Here is a 16,183-nt window from a genome sequence, read left to right as displayed (position 1 = left end):
GCAAGGGTCGTGCAGGAAAAGAATCGGGCCCGGCCTCCTACGGCCGCCGTGTCAGCCGCGTCGGCCGGGAGGCGGGACGTCGAAAAGACCCAGCTCGTCGGCGTCGGGCGCCTCCATGTCAGGGCAGGCAGGGCAGGGCAGGGGCAGCATGATCGCGCCCGCTTATTCGTTTGCCGCCGGTCGGGCCGCTCGGATAGGAAACTCGCATGCTAACGGGCAGCAAGGTCGGGCTCAGGGCCCGGCACGAGGACGACATTCCGATCCTTCAGGCCGAACTCCACGACGACGTGGCGAACTTCTCCCGGTCCAACGGCCGGCCGTGGCGACCGATCACGCCGGGTTCGAAGGACTCGCATCTCGTGGTCGACGACAAGAACGAGGGGTACGTCCCGTTCTCCGTGGTGGAGCTGGACGGCGGCACGCTGATCGGTGACGCGTCGCTGTGGAGGATCGACACCCACAACAGGTCCGCGCACCTCGGACTCGGGCTGCGGCCCTCCTTCCGCGGCAAGGGCTACGGCACCGACGTGGTCGCGGTGCTGTGCCGCTACGGCTTCGTCGTGCGCAGCCTGCAGCGGCTCCAGATCGAGACCCTGTCGGACAACGGCGCGATGCTGCGCGCCGCCGAGCGCAACGGCTTCGTCCGTGAGGGCGTGCTGCGCTCCGCGGGCTGGGTGATGGGCGAGTTCATGGACGAGGTGCTGCTCGGTCTCCTCGTCCACGAGTGGAAGCCGGACGCGCAGGGCTGAGGCGCGAGCAGGGGGTCAGGCGTCAGGGCGGGGTCCGGTCGGCGCCCGCCTCACCTCGTCGACACCGCCACGCGCGCTCCGGTCAGCTCACCCCTTGGCGACGGGATCGTGCCGAAGTCCGAGATCTCCAGCAGCACTTGCTGAAGCGTGCGGCGAAGTTCCGTCATCGTTCGGCGGGACTGCGGTGTGTCGGCGTAGATCGAGTTCATGTGGAGGCCGGAGGTGTCGCGTTGGAACCAGGAGGAGGTTCCGTTGGAGCGTGACGCCCATACGTGCGTCGTGGGCCGCCAGTTCTCGTGGTTCTCCGCTCCCGGGCACTTCCGCATGTCGGCGTAGGAGAAGAAGTTCACGGGGAACGGCCAGGTGCGCTTGGCGAAGTCGTCCGGTGCCAACAGTTCCCACACTCGGACGAACGGCACGTCGATGCTGCGCAGCATGTCCGCGAAGCCGACCCGCACATTGGCCACCACCTCGGCGAAACTCTCCCCCTCCGCCGCGGAGAACTCGATGGGCATGGTGTTGACGAACCATCCCATCGAGCCCAGCCAGTCGCCCTTGCCGCGTTCGCTGACCGGCATCAGCCCCCGGTAGACACCGGGACCGCCCGCCTGCCGGAGCGAGATCGCGACCGCGGCCAGCACCCCCATGAACGCCTTCCCGCCGACCGCGCGGCAACGGTTCTCCAACTCGGCGGTCTGCCGGGCGTCGAGGAGTGGGAACGCCTCGTTCACCGTGGGATACGTGCGTCCCGGTTCGAGACCGAGATCGAGCGGGAACCTCGGGAAGAACTCACCGTTGCGCGCGATGAAGGACTTCCAGTAGTCCAGCCGGCCGTCGAACTCGCTGATCGCCAGGTATCGGTGGCGTTGTTCCTGCGCGAAGTCCAAGTAGCTGCCGACCGTGGGGAGTACGACGTCACAGCCGGCCGCGTACGCGGCGTACGCGGTCTGGATGTCGCTGACGACATTCGGCATCGACATGCCGTCGCACACGATGTGGTCGAAGGCGAGGTACACCGTCGAGGACTCGTCCCGGACCACCGCTCCCATCAGGAACAGCGGCCAGGAGAGCGTGTCGATACGCTCCTTGAAGCTCTCGGACAGGAAGGTCCGGAGTTCCTCCGTGGAGTCGAACTCACCCACGTCGACGGGCGTCAGACCGATGTCCTGCGGGCCGAGCGGCTCGCACGCCAACTCGCCCGCCAGCCGCCGGAACTCGCACCGCAGCACCTCGTGCCGCTGCGCGAAGTGCAACAGCGCCGATTCCAGCGCGCTTTGGTCGAGGGTCCCCGACACCTCGAACGCGACGGCGAGCCAGGAGGAGAACAGATCGTCCGCCTTGCGGCCTTCCTCGGCCACGCTGAAATGCTTGTCCTGGTTGAACGAGGCCCTCCTGACCGGCCCTTCACCGCTGCTGCCGGCCTGCTCCCCCATTCGCCCAAGCCGCCACTCCACCAGGCGCCCGGGCGCCAAGTCGAGTGCCTCCAAGGGAAACTGCCTCATGCTGGCTCTCCCGCCACCTAAGAACGACTCTCTGGACGGGTAACGACCGTCCGGTGATCAGGTGGCGACGTCGGCGCGGGAGCATTTGCTGGAGTTACGAGACATGGGTGGCCGAGTGGGCCCGTGGCGCCCACCTCACGTCCCCGCGGGCGAGGCGATCTCGACGCGTACTCCGCGCGACTCGAAGGCGTGAATCTGCGCCTCGGGCGCCGAGTTGTCCGTGACCAGGCTCCCCGGCTCAAGGTGATCGCCAAGCACGGTGTCGGGGTCGACACCATCGACGTGGCCGCCGCCCGCGCCCGCCGGATCCCGGTGGTGTACGTGCCAGGCAGCAACTCGCGTGCGGTGGCGGAGTACACCTTCGGTCTGTTGCTGTCCGCGACCCGCTCCCTGACCGCCTCGCACACGGCGGTGGCGGCGGGCTGCTGGCCGAAGGTGTTCGGCCCCGAACTGCACGGCAGGACACTGGGCGTCGTCGGCTTCGGACGCATCGGCCGCCTGCTGGCCGGCTACGCCCGCGCCTTCGGGATGGAACTCCTCGCCCACGACCCGTACGTCCCCGACGCCGAGGTCCGCGCGCACGGCGCCGAACCGACCGAACTCTACGACCTGTTGGTGCGAGCCGACGCCGTCAGCCTGCGCACTCCGCCCGATCCGTCCGGCACCCCGTTGCTCGACCGGGCCCGCCTGGTGACGATGAAGCCGGGTGCGGTGCTGGTCAACGCCGCGCGCGGTGGCCTCGTGGACGAACACGCGCTCGCCGACCTGCTCCGCTCCGGGCGTCTCGGTGCTGCGTCCCGCCCCGCTTCCGCGCCAACCCCTGGCTGACCGCGGCGCTGGTCCTGGGCAGCGTGGCGATCCTGTTCCTCGGGGTGTACGGGGTGCTCGACACGCTGCAGCTCACGCCCGGTAGTTGAGCCGACGAACCGCATGGGCGTGCAAGTCGGGGGTACTCGGATCACGTATGTCTGGTTCACGTGAATGGAGACCCCTGGTGCTGATGGCCCACCCCGCCGTGTTGAAGGACCTGGTCGAGCAGTACGAGACCCTGCGCGCGCTGGACGCCGAGAACGGCACCCCCGCCGCACGACGCCGGATGGACGACGTCGCCTACACGCTGTGTGTGTCCACCGGTACCCGGGACGTCGAAGCCGCCCTCGCCGTCGCCCGGCACCGACTGCCCGGCGCGCGCCCCCAGGACGACTCCGTACTCACCGCCGGCTGACCTCACCGCTGCTTCGTGCCGAGCCGCAGGTCGATCTCCTTCTCCTGGTCTCCCGACGCCGTGCCCCGCTCCTGTACGGCGAACGCGACGCCCAGTGCCTCGCGCAGCCGGTCCACGGCGAGGTAGCCACCCTGCAGCGTGGCGGAGACCAGGCCCTCCAGCGGGACCGGACCGGTCGGTATCCACTCCTGCGTCGGCTCGAACTCCGCGGTCCAGACGGCGGACCGGTCCCCCGGCTGGTCCTGGGGTACGTCCTCGGGGGGTCGGTCGGTGGGGAACGCCATCCGCAGGACGGCGAACACGGTGGCGGCGTCCTCCTTGGACGCTCCGGTGAGGGACACGGTGGCCATCAGGCTCACTCTCCTTGACTGCCTTGAATGTCGTGAATCCGAGGGGCGTGGAACGGCCTCCGGACTGTCCTGGCGCAGCCGTGGGCGGGCACCGGCAGAATGCGGGTGCCCGCCCACGTGTGCTGCGGAGTGACGATCAGACCTGTCGGTCTCCGTAGTAGCCGCCGACCTGCTCGTGGTAGCCGGCGTCGCCGACATGCTTGTCCTTGTCGAACTCGGGGGAGTTCTTGATCTCCTCCTTGGTGCGGCCGACGTGCACGGTCCGCTCCGCGACGTCGATGGACGAGATGACTCCGGCGGGAAGCAGAACCTGCTTGCCGAAGATCCACACTCCGGTGTCGACGACGATGAACGCGGCCCCGACGTCCTCGGAGTGCTTGTCGACCTTGCCGATCGAGCCGTCGCTCGCCTCGACCTTGAACCCGGTCAGGTCCATCCCCGTCTGGTGGCCGGACTCGGCCTGATAACCCCACATGTTGTCCGTCATGCAAAACCTCCCCTTGCAATGCGTGAATATCGAGGAAGCCCGTCCGTTATTCCGGTGGGCGACCCTCGGCGGGACGGGTGCCCCTCGTTTCCCGTCCCACACACTCATCCATTTATTGATGGCGAACCCTGCACCACCGAATATCAGGGCGAGCCGCGGTCATGGCTGATCGTGCGGTCAAAAGGCACAGGTCAGCGACGGCGCAGCATCATGACGATGAGGACAATGACAATGATGAGGACGACGGTACCCAGACCTATGTACACGAGCTTCTCTTTCCTTCGGGAAGCGGCGCCCATCGGTGCCGCAGAGCACCGAGTGCCCCCGGGAACGCTTTTCAGCCCCCGCACTTCCTGATGCCCTTTCCGGCGATCAGCCGACGGGCATTCTCTCCGCCGAGCGGTGAGGCGCCGTTGTCCGGGTACCCGGACACACGATCAGGCGGTGACAGGAGAAGGCCAGTTGATCGCCGAGAAGGACAGGTGAGTACCCATGACCACAGAAGGCACCCCTCGCACCGGCGCCGGAGCACAGGAACCGGTCGGCGACCTGGTCCAACGCGCCTCGCAGCAGTTGTCCCAGCTGGTCCGCGACGAAATGCGCCTGGCACAGGCGGAGGTGGTCCAGAAGGGCAAGCGCTTCGGCAAGGGCGGCGGGCTGTTCGGCGGCGCCGGGCTGCTGGGCGTTCTCACCCTGCAGGCGCTGGTCGTCACCGTGATCGCCGCGCTCTCGCTCGTCATGGACGTGTGGGCGGCGGCACTGATCGTCACCGCCGCCCTGGGCGCCGTCGCCGCGCTGATGGCGGCTCTCGGCAAGCAGCAGATCAGCAGGGCGACTCCGCCGACGCCGGAACAGACCATCGACAGCGTCAAGGCCGACGTGGCCGAAATCAAGGAGAAGGCACACCGATGACCCAGGACAAGCCGCACGCGGGCGACGAGGCAACACCCTCCACGGAGGAACTGCGCGAGCAGGTCGAGGCGACGCGCGAGGAACTCGGCGAGACCGTCGAGGCGCTCGCGGCCAAGGCCGACGTCAAGGCCCGCGCCCAGGAGAAGACCGATGCCGTCAAGCAGCAGGTCGAGGAGAAGACGGACGCCGTCAAACAACAGGTCCAGGAGAAGACCGCACAGGCCAAGGCCCAGTTGCGGGACAAGGCGTCACACGCGGTCCACGTGGTGCAGGACAACACCCCGGCGCCGGTGCTCGAGAAGGCCGACCAGGGTCTCCAGGCGGCACGGGCCAACCGCGTCCCCCTGCTCGCCGCGACCGGCGCGATCATCGCGCTGCTGCTCATCCGCCGTTCCAGGAAGCACCGATGAGAACAGCGACGAAGGGCGCGTGAGGCCAGTCGGCACGGCCTCGCGCGCCCGCGACGCCCCTCGCGCCCAGAACCCGTGAACCGCCCAGGTCAACGCACCGCACCCTGCCGCCCCCCGAACCGCAACGGACGCGACCGGCGCGAATACGACGTGGACGAACACGCCCGCCGGATGGCCAACTTCCCTCTGTCGGCCATCCGGCGGCCGCGGAGATCTTCGAGGACTACCACCGGCACTTCGATACGGGGCCGGCCCTGGTGATCGCAGGGATCGTGGCGCGGTACACGATCAGGTGATCAGACGACTTCCACTCCGTACCAGGCCAGCGCCTCGTTCACCGGCTGGTAGTAGCTGTAGCACTCGCTGCTGTTCGCTCCCGAAAGAATGCCGAGCGCGGCGTCGAGATCGAAGAGGGGTCCACCGCTGTCGCCGGAGCCACGGCAGATGTTCGCCACGTCCATGCCCGTGACCTGGTGACCGTCGGAGTAGGTGATGGTCTGATTCTTGAGCCCCACGATGCCGCAGCCGTACTTGCTGTTGTACCCGGAGGCGCAAACGTGTTCTCCGGCGCGGCTGTCGCGCGAGTAGGTGATGTCCTGGGCTTCGCCGTTCTGCGCCTCGACGTTCCCGTAGTAGGTCACCTGGCTGGTGTTGTAGGCGCGGATCAGACCGAAGTCGTTCCCGTCCGAGAAGTAGTGTCCCGTCGTGTAGCCGATGTACGTTCCATCCGACTTGCTCCAGTCATTTCCTCCTTCAATGGTGCAGTGCCCGGCGGTGAGGATCGACTTGTACTCGGGGTTGGTCTTGCTGCGGACGGTGAACCCGTACGAGCACGATACGGCGTTGTTCTGGATGTAATCACCCCCGTTGATGGGGGATGCCGTCTCCGTGGTTTCTCCCGCGATGCGCACAATGCGCGCGGCGTCGCCGTACGGCGCGATGAATTCGTCCAGTTTGGCGAAGTCCGTGTCGCTGACCGTGCTGTCCGCGTGGACGATCACCTGGTTGGCCAGGATGTCAACGCCCCACATCGTTCCGGGCGTTTTGAACGTGTCATCGAGCTGCTGCTTGATCGAGTCCAGGTATGCAGTGTCGTACGTGACCCGCTCCGGGATGGCGCCGGCGTCCTTGACCGCTTCCGCGGCCTTGCTGTCGGTGACGGTGACGACGAATCTCTGTCTGTCCTGGTCGAGGTATATTCCGGCGGTGCGGGAGTCTCCCAGGCTGTCGGCGATTCTCTGCGTCGCCTCACCGCTCGGACCTGCTGCCACCTGAACGTCACGGGAAGGGTGATCGGCTTGCGTTTGAGCGTTCGCGTTCGGCGTTAATGCCATGAGACTGGCGACGAGTGAGGTGAGCGCCAGAGCCTTGACGGCCGAAGCAAGAGTCTTTTCGATCATGCCTTTTATGCCCTCCGGTTGTTACCAATTCGCCTGCGGAGCGAAATCTTTCTCTACCGGCATGGCTCTATCGGTGTGCGGGCGAAGACCGTGGACGCATCGACAAGTGGTCTGAGACTCTCGGCAAAGGCCGAGTTGTCTCGTCGGCGGCCTCTCCCTTGCGTTACAGCTCGTAGGAGCAGTCATCAGCGGTCCGACCCTGCGCGATCAGCCGCTGAGCGCTCTGCTGCGGCACCTGGAGGACTGAGGACGCCACCGACATACCCGGACAACCGGACCGACCGCCGCAGTCGGCTCCGAGGCCCGGCCCGCAGCTTCGCGGTCCCGGTCGCGAGGAGCGCTACCGCGCGATGCCGGCCGTCGCCGAGGTCCGCGTCCACGAGCCCGAAGCCTCGTGGCGCTGTCAGTGGTGGGTGGCAGCATCGACGTATGACGGATTCCACGGCATTCGACTGGCGGCCCTTCCTGCTCGGGTGGAGCGGGGAGTGGGCGGATTCCTTACGCGACGGCGAGGCGCGGGGCGCGGTCGACGAAGCTGCGCGACAGGCTCGCTGGTTGGGGTTCCCGCCCGCGGCGGAGGACCGGATCTCAGCCATGGAGGAGCGCCTGGGTCGACAAGTGCCCCCGTCGTACCGGGAGTTCCTCAAGGTCAGCGACGGGTGGCGGCACGCGGGCGGGTTCGTCTGGCTGCTGGCGGGGACCGAGGACGCGCACTGGCACCACAACGAGTCAGGGCTCGCGGACGTGTTCGAGGAGTACCTGGACGAGGACGCCGGGCCCGAGGAGCGGCGGGAGGCGGACACCTGGCGGCGCGGACTGCAACTCAGTGTCGAGTCCGACGCCATGTACGTCGTCTTCGATCCCGAGGACGTGGACGAGGACGGTGAGTGGGCCGTGTACACCTGGGCGGGCTGGCGGGCCGCGCCGCCCGAACGGTACGCGAACTTCCTCGCGTTCATGCGGGGCATGCACAGGGAGTTCCACAGCCTGCGGTCTCATCGGAACGACGGGGAGCCGGAGTTCGTCAACGATACGACGCGGAAGCTGGACGCCCTGGTGGAGGAGGCCCGGCTGGAGGCGCTGCGCGGCAACTGGGAACAGGCCGTGAAGACACTGGACGAGGCCAGAGGGTACGGCAGACCGCGGGCCGCCGGGCTGGGTGATCAGATACGCCGACTGCTCCGACAGGCCCACACGGTGCACTTCGACGGCCTGGTGACGGACCCTCAGTACGCGCCCGAGTTGCTGCCCCCGCTGGTCGCCGAGCACGCGGCGCACTCGTACCGGGGCGACTCCGCACTGACGTTCAACCTGCGGGGCGCCGACGCCGACCTTGTGTCACTGGCTTACGCGACGCTGGGTCAGGTGAGGGACGGCACGTACCGGTACACAGCGGCCGGACCATACGGGGAAGCGGTCGAGCGGGCACGGGAGTTGGCGCGGTGGGGAGACTCCGACGGAGCATGGCGGACGCTGAGGGACGCTCTTCCTCTGTGGGAGCCGCTGGGACCGGACCATCTCGCACCGCTGGGGTGGGTGGCCGACCCTGTGCTCGGGTCGCTGCTGACCCTGGAGCGGGGCCGCGAGCTGCTGTCCACGCCGAGGGGCGGGCAGACCGGCGAGGCACCAGGACCGACGGCCGACGTCGATCCTGGCGGCCTGGCGTGGCTCGCGGAACCGGACCCGGGCAACAACCGCACGTCCTATCGATTCGTACTGGTGGAAGGTGCGGAGCCGCAGGAGTTGCCCGGACGTCTCACGGACGGGGACGGGGACGGGGACGCGGACGGAGACGGGGACGGCACCGCGCTGAACGTCCCCATGACCTCCTGGGAGGCGCGCCTCGAATCGAGGCAGAACCGGAGGGAGTTCACGTCCTACGACGACCGGGCACTCATGGCGGTCGGCCGGGCCGGCACCGGCTGGAGCTTCGCCTTCGAGAGCGATCCCGCCTCGTTCGACCAGCGGCGCTTGGTTTCCCCGGCCGCAACCGCCAGCGTGGACACCCGCTCCGTGGTGCTGTGGAGCGGCTTGCGGGCAGAGCACGGTCAACCGTTCTTCCACCTTTCGGTGGCACGAGACGGTACCGAGTTGTACGCATTCACGTACGCGGACGGAGAGATCCAGCGGAGCGGGGAGATACCGCAGTCGCTGAATCCGAGCCAGTTCTTCGGTGACCCGGGGGACGGGGCCGCTGTGGAACGGGCGCTGCTGGAAGCGGTCGCCGGGGAGTTCGGTGCGTCTCTACCGCGTCATGCCCTCATGAACGGGCGGCTGCACACATTCACCACCCGCTCATGGACTCGCCCGCCGAGGGAGGGCGAGACGTACACGGTGATCCGCTTTCACCATGCGGCCACGCATCTGGAGGACGGGGAGTAAGCGCGACAGAACGGAGTTGAAAAGGTGCGCAGCACATCAACGCTGACCTCGGTGAACCCGGCTTCGTTCAAGTCCGTCATCCAGACCGGTTCCTCAGCCCGCCGACCCCTCGACCGGGATGCCGAATCGGTCGGCGACGGTCGTCAGGGCCGTTCCCAGTGGCAGGGCGATCCGGGTACGGGCGTGCGGGTCGCCCCGGGTGGGGTCCCGGTTGACGATCAGTACCGGCTTGTCCGCCTGCGACGCCTGACGGACGAACCGTAGCCCGGACATCACGGTCAGCGACGAGCCGAGGACCAGCAGCGCGGTCGACTCGCGGACCAGCCGCTGGCAGTGCTCGACGCGCTGCGGCGGAACCGTCTCGCCGAAGAACACCACATCCGGCTTGAGGACTCCCCCGCAATCGGCGCACGGCACGACGCGAAAGTTCCCGACCTGCGCGTCGGTGAGGTCGGCGTCACCGTCCGGGTTGATCCCGGCGGCGACCGGGTCGAAGCCAGGGTTCTCGGCCTCCAGGCGCCGGGCGAGTTCGCGGCGCGGGCTGATCGCGCGGCAGGAGAGGCACACGACCCGGTCGAGGCCGCCGTGGAGTTCGACGACGTCCTCGCTGCCGGCGGCCTGGTGCAGGCCGTCGACGTTCTGGGTGATCACGCCCGAGACGCGGGCGTCCCGGGCGAAGGCGGCCACCGCCAGATGTCCCGCGTTGGGGCGGGCCCGCCCGAAGGTGCGCCAGCCGAGATGGCTGCGCGCCCAGTACCGGCGCCGCGCGTGCGCGCTGCCGGTGAAGTCCTGGTAGGTCATCGGGGTGTGCCGGCTCAGGCTCCCGCCCTCGCCCCGGTAGTCGGGGATGCCCGACTCCGTGGAGATGCCCGCCCCGCTGAGCACCAGCACACCGCCGGCGCTCAGCGCGTCGACGACCGGCTCCAGGTCGGTGGTGCCCGGCAGCAGGTCCGCCGCAGCGGGGGTCCAGCTCAGGGTGGGGCGCATGCGCATGCCGCCAGGGTACGGAATCGGCGGCGGCCCGCGGCGGGCATGGATGTTTGCCGGGACACGGACCTCCATCCACCGCGGGCAAACCGGCGCCCGGCGCACCGGGCCGGCTCGCGGGCGCGCGGACACCTGCCGCGGTGAGCGTGAGCGCCGTTGCAGCGCGGCCGGCCGCGGACAGCATGTCCCCAGTACTGCCAGTGATCTCAGTACTGCGAGTGACCTCAGTACAGCGAGTGAGGAGGCGTGTGATGTCCAGCGAGTTCCAGCGGACCAAGCTCCAGGCCATGTTCGAGGCGTTCGACGCGGACGGCAACGGTTATCTGGAGGAGGCGGACTTCGTGGCCCTGGCGGACCGCTGGGGCCGATTGCCGCGAGTGAGAGAGGGAGCTGAACTGGCCGCGCGCGTGGACGGCGTACTGAAAGGCTGGTGGCAGCAGTTGTCCGAGGCCGTGGACACGGACCGGGACGGCCAGATCGACATGGACGACCTCCTCGCGATGGTGGCCCTGTTGCCGACCATCCCCGAGGCGGTCACCGCCACCGCCGACACCATCTTCGACGCGGTCGACGAGAACGCCGACGGACGCATCTCGCGCGGCGAGCACCAGCGTCTGGTCGACACCTGGCACGGGCGGCCCGTGGAGACCGACGGTGTCTTCGACCGGCTCGACCAGGACGCCGACGGCTACCTCAGCCGCCCTGAGTTCGCCGCACTCTGGACCCAGTTCTGGACCAGCGACGACCCTGCCGAACCCGGCAACCTGATGTGCGGCCCGATCGGCGCCGCCTGACGCACGGGCGGCGACCGGAGAAGCTCTTCGAGGACTGAGTGACCGAGACGATGCGAGCCTGCGGGTGGGCCCGCACCCGCAGCCCCACCAGCCTGCTCAGTCCTCCCGCGCGACGATCTCGTTGAACTCTGGATGCCTCAGGGCAGGTTCGTCCATCGATGCGAGGAGATGTTGTCGTTGAGCCACTCCCCTGAACCGGGGCCCGTGTTCGCGTCGAAGGTCCACTGGCGTAGGTCGCTGAGTCCTACGCCGTTGTAGACGCCCCGACGCGCACCTGTGTAGTTCAGGCCCCAGTACACCCAGATGTCGTCCAGGCTGCCGGGGTAACCGTTGTTCCAGAGCGAGCTCACTTGGTTGCGGCAGCTGCCCCAGTCCGGGGCTTCTCCCGACCAGTCGTCGCACCATCCCGTGTAGCCGGTGTTGTAGTAGACGTGGAGATATCCGTCGGCGAGCTGGCTCTTTGCAGGCACGGGAGCGGGTTGCGATGCCTGAGCGGCCAGCGGAGTGGCTGCCACCGTCACAACGGCGAGAGCCGTGCCGATCAGTGTTCTGCGCACTTTACCCATGTTCTTTCCTCTCGTTGCGGATTTCGGGTTCATGAGGATGTGCCGGCCTTCTGTGTGAGATGGCGGGCACGGGAGAGTGCGTTCAGTTGCATTTCCCGGTAGGTACGCACGTCCCTGTATTGCCGGGAAAGGCTGCGGGCGTAGTGCCGGTCCAAATCCTGTGCGGTCTTGGCCAATCCTGACGTGCGGGCGCACCGCGCCTCGGTGACGGCAAGTGCGATTTCCTCGCTCCTGGGAAGGGGAGGCCTGCGCGAGCCGGTCGCCGTTCGCAGGTCGGTCGGACTCGTATACGGATGACCGGCTGCCCGCATGCACGTGGACCAGGGCTTGACCGCCTCGGCGAATCGCGGATCTTCGGTGACCTTGGCATGCCGGATCTCCGTGACCGCGTCGGTGGTGACTTTCGCCTGGAACCACTTCTCCAGGTTGCCGTAGAGGGTCGCATCGGCCTCCGACTGGCAGCCCTTGGGGCTGCGTTGATACTGCATGCCGTCGGGGGTCTTGGCCGTCACCGTCAGAGGGCGAGAACCGTTGGCTGCGGTCAGAGCCGCTGCCTGCTGTTTGGCCGGGAGCCCACGAAAGTACCGCTGATTGACATCCGTTTTCCTCAGCTCGGACAGATCGTGTTGTATGTCCGTGCCGTAACCGTGTTCTTTGGCCCATGCCACGTCGTTGAGCACGTAAGGAAAGTCCCGAGCCTCTGGAATCGGGTTCTCTTTGACCGGCCGGTATTCGAAGCCCTTCCGCTGCATGCAGTCACGCAGAAAAATCTGGCCGGCTTCATGCAGAAGACTCAACTCCTGCCGTGACGGCTCACGCGGCTCTCTTCCAGCCGCAGCAGTGGAGGAGGTCGACGGGGAAACAGCAAACGTAAGAATTCCCCCTGTCAAGACCAAGGTCACGCACGCGACGCCGACCACGACAAAGCGGTTTCTTGCGCCGGGAGTTCGCCGGAATGCGGTCACCATTGCCTCCTTTGTTTTATCCCGGTCGGCCGCCCGTCCCGGCACGAAAGCGTCACTCTGGCATCGCCTTCAGATACTCGCGTGACCGCTCCGCGATCGGCAAAGATTTCAATAATGTTCGAAACGCTGGACACAGTGGTGGAGGATCAGGCACACGGCGACACCCGGAACGCATCGCGCAGTTCGCCGTCTCCGCGAGCGGAGGTGTTCCGACCGGGTGGCCTACGACGCCTGCTTCCATGCCGGTCGTGTGCACCGTCCGTTCCACGCCCGGAGGGCGACGAGGCGTGCGGGCCGGCCCGCCGACAGGTGACTACGGAGTGAGGCGGTCCGCTTCGGCCAGCAGCAGATCGCCAAAGGGCTGAAAGCCAATACTGCAGGCATAGACGCCGCTGACGACTCGGTGGACAGTTCCCCATTCCCAGATGGCGGTGGCGTCCACGCCCGTGCGAGAAGCCAGTTGCTCGGTCCGCGCCCAGAGGTCATCGCCGAGGTCTGGGTTGCAACGCACGATTGTGCCGAGATCACACGCCGGTTCGGCTCGCAGTCCGGCTGGATCGATGCGCTTGTAGCTGCCGTCACTCGCCCGCAGGGCGTTCATCTCGTGGATATCACCGTGGACCAGAACCGCGGACCGATCGTCGTGGGCAAGGCGACGACGATTCATGCAATGCAGCGCGTCCGCCACAGTGGCCTGCGAACACGGTCGCCCCGCCTGTTCCCAAAGTTCCGGCAGCCGATCGGCGTACTGCTCAGCCAACTGCGCGCCGGTCGGAAGGTCAATGTCGGGACCGATCGGACGCCACAGGCGAGCCGCCACTTCGCACAGCAAGGTGTGGCGGCTCGCAGGGTCGACGACGAGGTCGGACATCGGAGCCCCCAGGCGCTCCAGCAGAAGGGCTCGTCGACCCACGTCTTCGCCCAACAGCTTGGCGCATCCCCCTCCGTTCGCCAGCCGCAACACCGTGGCCTCCGGCCGGATGTCCCGACCTGGCACACCGATCTTGAGGACCGCCGGAGTTCCGTCGACAAGTGTCGCCTCGACGGCCAGGGCGGCGTGACCGCCTGCGAAGTTGGACCCGATCTTCAGAGACCACTCCTGGGCCAGCGAGTCGACCAGGCCTGGCAGCTCGTCCAGCCAGGATTCGTTCCCGTCGGCCGTGACCGTCCTGCGGACCTGGTCAGGAATGTCGAGGGTCATGCCGCCAGCCGTCAGAGCTGCCCGCGCACGGCCACACTTTGGAATCGACGACCCGTCCGTGCGAGCGCCCTCGCCCCCTGCAGCTCGCACACCCTGCCGGGGCACCGGATCCACGGAGTGCTACCGTCCGCCTCCCCGCCCCCGGTGGCCCCACCGGCCCTTCCAGCAAGTCAGCGCACCCTCCCCCGCGGCTTCAACGCCACCGGCGGCAGTTCGGGTGCCGGCATCGGGTCGCCGTCGTACCCCTTCACCTCGCCGAAGCGGGTCCCCGTCATCCAGTCCGCGCGGGCCTGCTCGATCTCCTGCTGGGTGCGGCCGATCCAGTTCCAGAACATGATCAACTCCTCCTCGAACGGCTCACCGCCAAGGAGCATCAGGCCGGCGTCCGACGCGGCCCGCACCGGCAGTTCGTCGCGGCCGCAGCCGAGGTAGAGCATGGAGCCCGGCAGCAGGGGCACGCCGTCGACGTGGGTCTCGCCGGACATGGCGAGCACGGCGTACTCGAAGTCCCGCTCCAGCGGAACGCGTACGTCCGCCCCGGCGGAGAGCGTCAGGTCGGCACCGACGATCGGGGTGTACGTCGTGCCGGGCGAGGTCGCGCCGTCGAGGTCGCCGAGGATCAGCGTGGCCTTGAGGCCCGGTGCCGTGACGACCGGGAGTTCGGCGTGGTGCTCGAAGCGCGGGTCGGTGTGGCGGTGGCCGTCCGGGAGGGCGACCCACAACTGCGCGCCGTGCAGGAGCCGCGCGTGCGGGCGGGGGCTCTCCTCGGAGTGGCTGATCGCGCGGCCGGAGGTCATCAGGCCCAGCTCGCGCGGGCGGATCGTCTGCAGGCTGCCCGTCGAGTCGCGGTGCAGCACCTCGCCCTCGTGCAGCCAGCTCACCGTCTGCAGGCCCATGTGCGGGTGCGGCGGGACCTGCATGCCGGGCTCGTCGGCGATGTCGTCGGGGCCGTAGTGATCGACGAAACACCAGGCGCCGACCATCCGGCGGCCCAGGTTGGGCAGTAGACGACGGACTTCGGTCGAGGCGCCGAGCTGCACCCGGCGAGGGCTGAGAAGTTCACGCACGGGCTCCGCCACCACGAAGCCACGACCACCGCACAGGGCGGGAACCGCCTCGCGATCAAGATTGCTCATGTCCCACAACCTAGCCCCGTCGGAGCCGTTCCGTCAGTCCGGGTGAAAATAGTAGCCATGGATATAGTAGCCATGTACTGTAACTGTCATGAGCAAGGGTTCGAGCACAGGTTCCGAGAAGGCGACGCCCGGCGCACTGGTGTGGCGGCTGTCGATGAAGTGGCGGGTCGCGGTCGACCGGGCGGTGGCCCCGCTGGGGCTGACCCACGCGCAGTACGTCCTGGTGGCCACGCTGTACGGGTTGCGGCGGGCCGGAGAGCGTCCCAGCCAGCGACGCCTCGCCGACGTCTCGGGACTTGAGCCGCTCTACGTGTCCAAGCTGGCGCGCGCCCTGGAGGCGGCCGGCCTGGTCGAGCGGGACCGGGACCCCCGGGACCCCCGCGCCGTACAACTGGCACTCACCGAGCAGGGCCGCGAGGTCACCGGGCGCGCGATCAAGGTCGTACAGGGGCTGCTGCAGCAACTGCTGGCGCCGCTCGGCGGGCTCGACAGCCCCCGCGCCAAGGAGTTCTCGCGCGATCTGGCGACCCTGCTCGACGCACCCCTGGACCCCTTCGCGTCCGCCGCGCACGACGAGAACGAGCACGACGAGAACGAGCACGAAGACATCGAGCACGACGACATCGAGACGGAGCAGTCATGACCACCACCACGCCTACCGTCAACGGCCAGGTCATCGGCCTCGCCCACTACGCGGGGCGCGCCGTCCTGGAGAGCGTCCTCGCCCTCCACGGCGCCACCTTCCAACAGCAGATCACGCTCAACCGCGTCACCGGAGGTCCGGTCGAGCGTGCGGCGCTCGCCGAGGAGGTCGCCGACGCGCTCAAGGTCGGCACCGCCGAGATCCAGGGTGTCGTCGACGAGCTGATCGGCAAGGAGCTGCTGGTGACCGAGGGCTCGCAGGTCCGGCTCACGGACACCGGGAAGGCGTTCCACGCCGAGGTGTCGGCCGAGGTCGGGGCGATATCCGCCCGGCTCTACGCCGGCATCCCGGCCGAGGACCTGGCCGTGGCCGGAGGCGTACTGGCCCAGGTGACCGAGCGCGCCAACGCGGAGCTGGCCGCGCGCCGCGCCTGACGCACCCGCCCCTCCCGGGCTACGTACCCCCTCCCGAGAT

Annotated in this window: 18 protein-coding genes; 9 read left to right on the top strand and 9 right to left on the bottom strand. The window is 68.1% G+C overall.

The features are described 5' to 3' along the window. Positions 1 to 206: 206 nt before the first annotated feature. On the top strand, positions 207 to 749 hold the full coding sequence (locus tag ACWDR3_RS27735; RefSeq protein WP_450355294.1) for a GNAT family N-acetyltransferase: 543 nt from the start codon (positions 207 to 209) through the stop codon (positions 747 to 749). A gap of 50 nt (positions 750 to 799) precedes the next feature. Here ACWDR3_RS27735 and ACWDR3_RS27730 read toward each other — a convergent pair whose 3' ends face one another. Next, positions 800 to 2,251: a condensation domain-containing protein gene (locus ACWDR3_RS27730; RefSeq protein WP_450355293.1), complete on the bottom strand. Its 1,452-nt coding sequence runs from the start codon at positions 2,249 to 2,251 to the stop codon at positions 800 to 802. A gap of 189 nt (positions 2,252 to 2,440) precedes the next feature. Between ACWDR3_RS27730 and ACWDR3_RS27725 the strand changes: the two genes are divergently transcribed. Next, the gene (locus ACWDR3_RS27725; protein ID WP_450355292.1) at positions 2,441 to 3,079 is read left to right on the top strand and encodes an NAD(P)-dependent oxidoreductase; all 639 of its coding nucleotides are present in this window, start codon (positions 2,441 to 2,443) and stop codon (positions 3,077 to 3,079) included. A gap of 166 nt (positions 3,080 to 3,245) precedes the next feature. Continuing rightward, positions 3,246 to 3,476, top strand: coding sequence for a DUF5133 domain-containing protein (locus tag ACWDR3_RS27720; protein WP_450355291.1), 231 nt, complete (start codon positions 3,246 to 3,248; stop codon positions 3,474 to 3,476). Between the two features lie 2 nt (positions 3,477 to 3,478). Here ACWDR3_RS27720 and ACWDR3_RS27715 read toward each other — a convergent pair whose 3' ends face one another. Next, positions 3,479 to 3,826 carry a hypothetical protein gene (locus tag ACWDR3_RS27715; RefSeq protein ID WP_450355290.1) on the bottom strand — a complete coding sequence of 116 codons (348 nt, stop codon included), beginning with the start codon at positions 3,824 to 3,826 and terminating at the stop codon, positions 3,479 to 3,481. 136 nt (positions 3,827 to 3,962) lie between these two features. Beyond that, positions 3,963 to 4,313, bottom strand: coding sequence for a PRC-barrel domain containing protein (locus ACWDR3_RS27710; protein WP_450355289.1), 351 nt, complete (start codon positions 4,311 to 4,313; stop codon positions 3,963 to 3,965). Positions 4,314 to 4,805: 492 nt separating this feature from the next. On the opposite strand from ACWDR3_RS27710, the gene ACWDR3_RS27705 reads away from it, so the two are divergent. Then, positions 4,806 to 5,225 (top strand): phage holin family protein, encoded by a 420-nt coding sequence (locus tag ACWDR3_RS27705; protein WP_450355288.1) that lies wholly within the window; start codon positions 4,806 to 4,808, stop codon positions 5,223 to 5,225. Further along, positions 5,222 to 5,635, top strand: coding sequence for a DUF3618 domain-containing protein (locus ACWDR3_RS27700; RefSeq protein ID WP_450355287.1), 414 nt, complete (start codon positions 5,222 to 5,224; stop codon positions 5,633 to 5,635). The genes ACWDR3_RS27705 and ACWDR3_RS27700 overlap by 4 nt, the downstream gene beginning before the upstream one ends. 296 nt (positions 5,636 to 5,931) lie before the next feature. Here the strand turns inward: ACWDR3_RS27700 and ACWDR3_RS27695 are convergent, their stop codons facing one another. Further along, the gene (locus ACWDR3_RS27695; protein ID WP_450355286.1) at positions 5,932 to 7,035 is read right to left on the bottom strand and encodes a S1 family peptidase; all 1,104 of its coding nucleotides are present in this window, start codon (positions 7,033 to 7,035) and stop codon (positions 5,932 to 5,934) included. 429 nt (positions 7,036 to 7,464) lie between these two features. On the opposite strand from ACWDR3_RS27695, the gene ACWDR3_RS27690 reads away from it, so the two are divergent. Further along, on the top strand, positions 7,465 to 9,417 hold the full coding sequence (locus ACWDR3_RS27690) for an SMI1/KNR4 family protein (protein ID WP_450355285.1): 1,953 nt from the start codon (positions 7,465 to 7,467) through the stop codon (positions 9,415 to 9,417). 93 nt (positions 9,418 to 9,510) lie between these two features. On the opposite strand, the gene ACWDR3_RS27685 is transcribed toward ACWDR3_RS27690, so the two are convergent. Then, the gene (locus tag ACWDR3_RS27685) at positions 9,511 to 10,410 is read right to left on the bottom strand and encodes an NAD-dependent protein deacetylase (protein WP_450355284.1); all 900 of its coding nucleotides are present in this window, start codon (positions 10,408 to 10,410) and stop codon (positions 9,511 to 9,513) included. A gap of 245 nt (positions 10,411 to 10,655) precedes the next feature. Here ACWDR3_RS27685 and ACWDR3_RS27680 point away from each other — a divergent pair, with 245 nt between their 5' ends. Beyond that, the gene (locus tag ACWDR3_RS27680; protein ID WP_450355283.1) at positions 10,656 to 11,198 is read left to right on the top strand and encodes an EF-hand domain-containing protein; all 543 of its coding nucleotides are present in this window, start codon (positions 10,656 to 10,658) and stop codon (positions 11,196 to 11,198) included. Positions 11,199 to 11,335: 137 nt separating this feature from the next. On the opposite strand, the gene ACWDR3_RS27675 is transcribed toward ACWDR3_RS27680, so the two are convergent. From ACWDR3_RS27675 to ACWDR3_RS27660, 4 genes are all read right to left on the bottom strand, one after another. Continuing rightward, positions 11,336 to 11,755 (bottom strand): hypothetical protein, encoded by a 420-nt coding sequence (locus ACWDR3_RS27675; protein WP_450355282.1) that lies wholly within the window; start codon positions 11,753 to 11,755, stop codon positions 11,336 to 11,338. A gap of 38 nt (positions 11,756 to 11,793) precedes the next feature. Then, a complete protein-coding gene (locus ACWDR3_RS27670) occupies positions 11,794 to 12,729 on the bottom strand; it encodes a hypothetical protein (protein WP_450355281.1) in 936 nt (311 codons plus the stop codon). Between the two features lie 313 nt (positions 12,730 to 13,042). Beyond that, positions 13,043 to 13,930: an aminoglycoside phosphotransferase family protein gene (locus tag ACWDR3_RS27665; protein ID WP_450355280.1), complete on the bottom strand. Its 888-nt coding sequence runs from the start codon at positions 13,928 to 13,930 to the stop codon at positions 13,043 to 13,045. Between the two features lie 170 nt (positions 13,931 to 14,100). Further along, on the bottom strand, positions 14,101 to 15,066 hold the full coding sequence (locus tag ACWDR3_RS27660; RefSeq protein ID WP_450355279.1) for a pirin family protein: 966 nt from the start codon (positions 15,064 to 15,066) through the stop codon (positions 14,101 to 14,103). An 88-nt stretch (positions 15,067 to 15,154) separates the two neighbouring features. Between ACWDR3_RS27660 and ACWDR3_RS27655 the strand changes: the two genes are divergently transcribed. Both ACWDR3_RS27655 and ACWDR3_RS27650 read left to right on the top strand, forming a co-directional pair. Continuing rightward, complete coding sequence (locus ACWDR3_RS27655; RefSeq protein WP_450355278.1) at positions 15,155 to 15,709, top strand: MarR family winged helix-turn-helix transcriptional regulator; 555 nt, start codon at positions 15,155 to 15,157, stop codon at positions 15,707 to 15,709. Continuing rightward, positions 15,706 to 16,143, top strand: a complete 438-nt coding sequence (locus tag ACWDR3_RS27650; protein WP_450355277.1) for a MarR family transcriptional regulator — start codon at positions 15,706 to 15,708, stop codon at positions 16,141 to 16,143. The genes ACWDR3_RS27655 and ACWDR3_RS27650 overlap by 4 nt, the downstream gene beginning before the upstream one ends. Positions 16,144 to 16,183: the final 40 nt, after the last annotated feature.

It is taken from the genome of Streptomyces sp. NPDC001002 (assembly GCF_053599215.1).
Note: the sequence above shows the minus strand (reverse complement) of the source record. Positions and strands in the feature narration are given on the sequence as shown.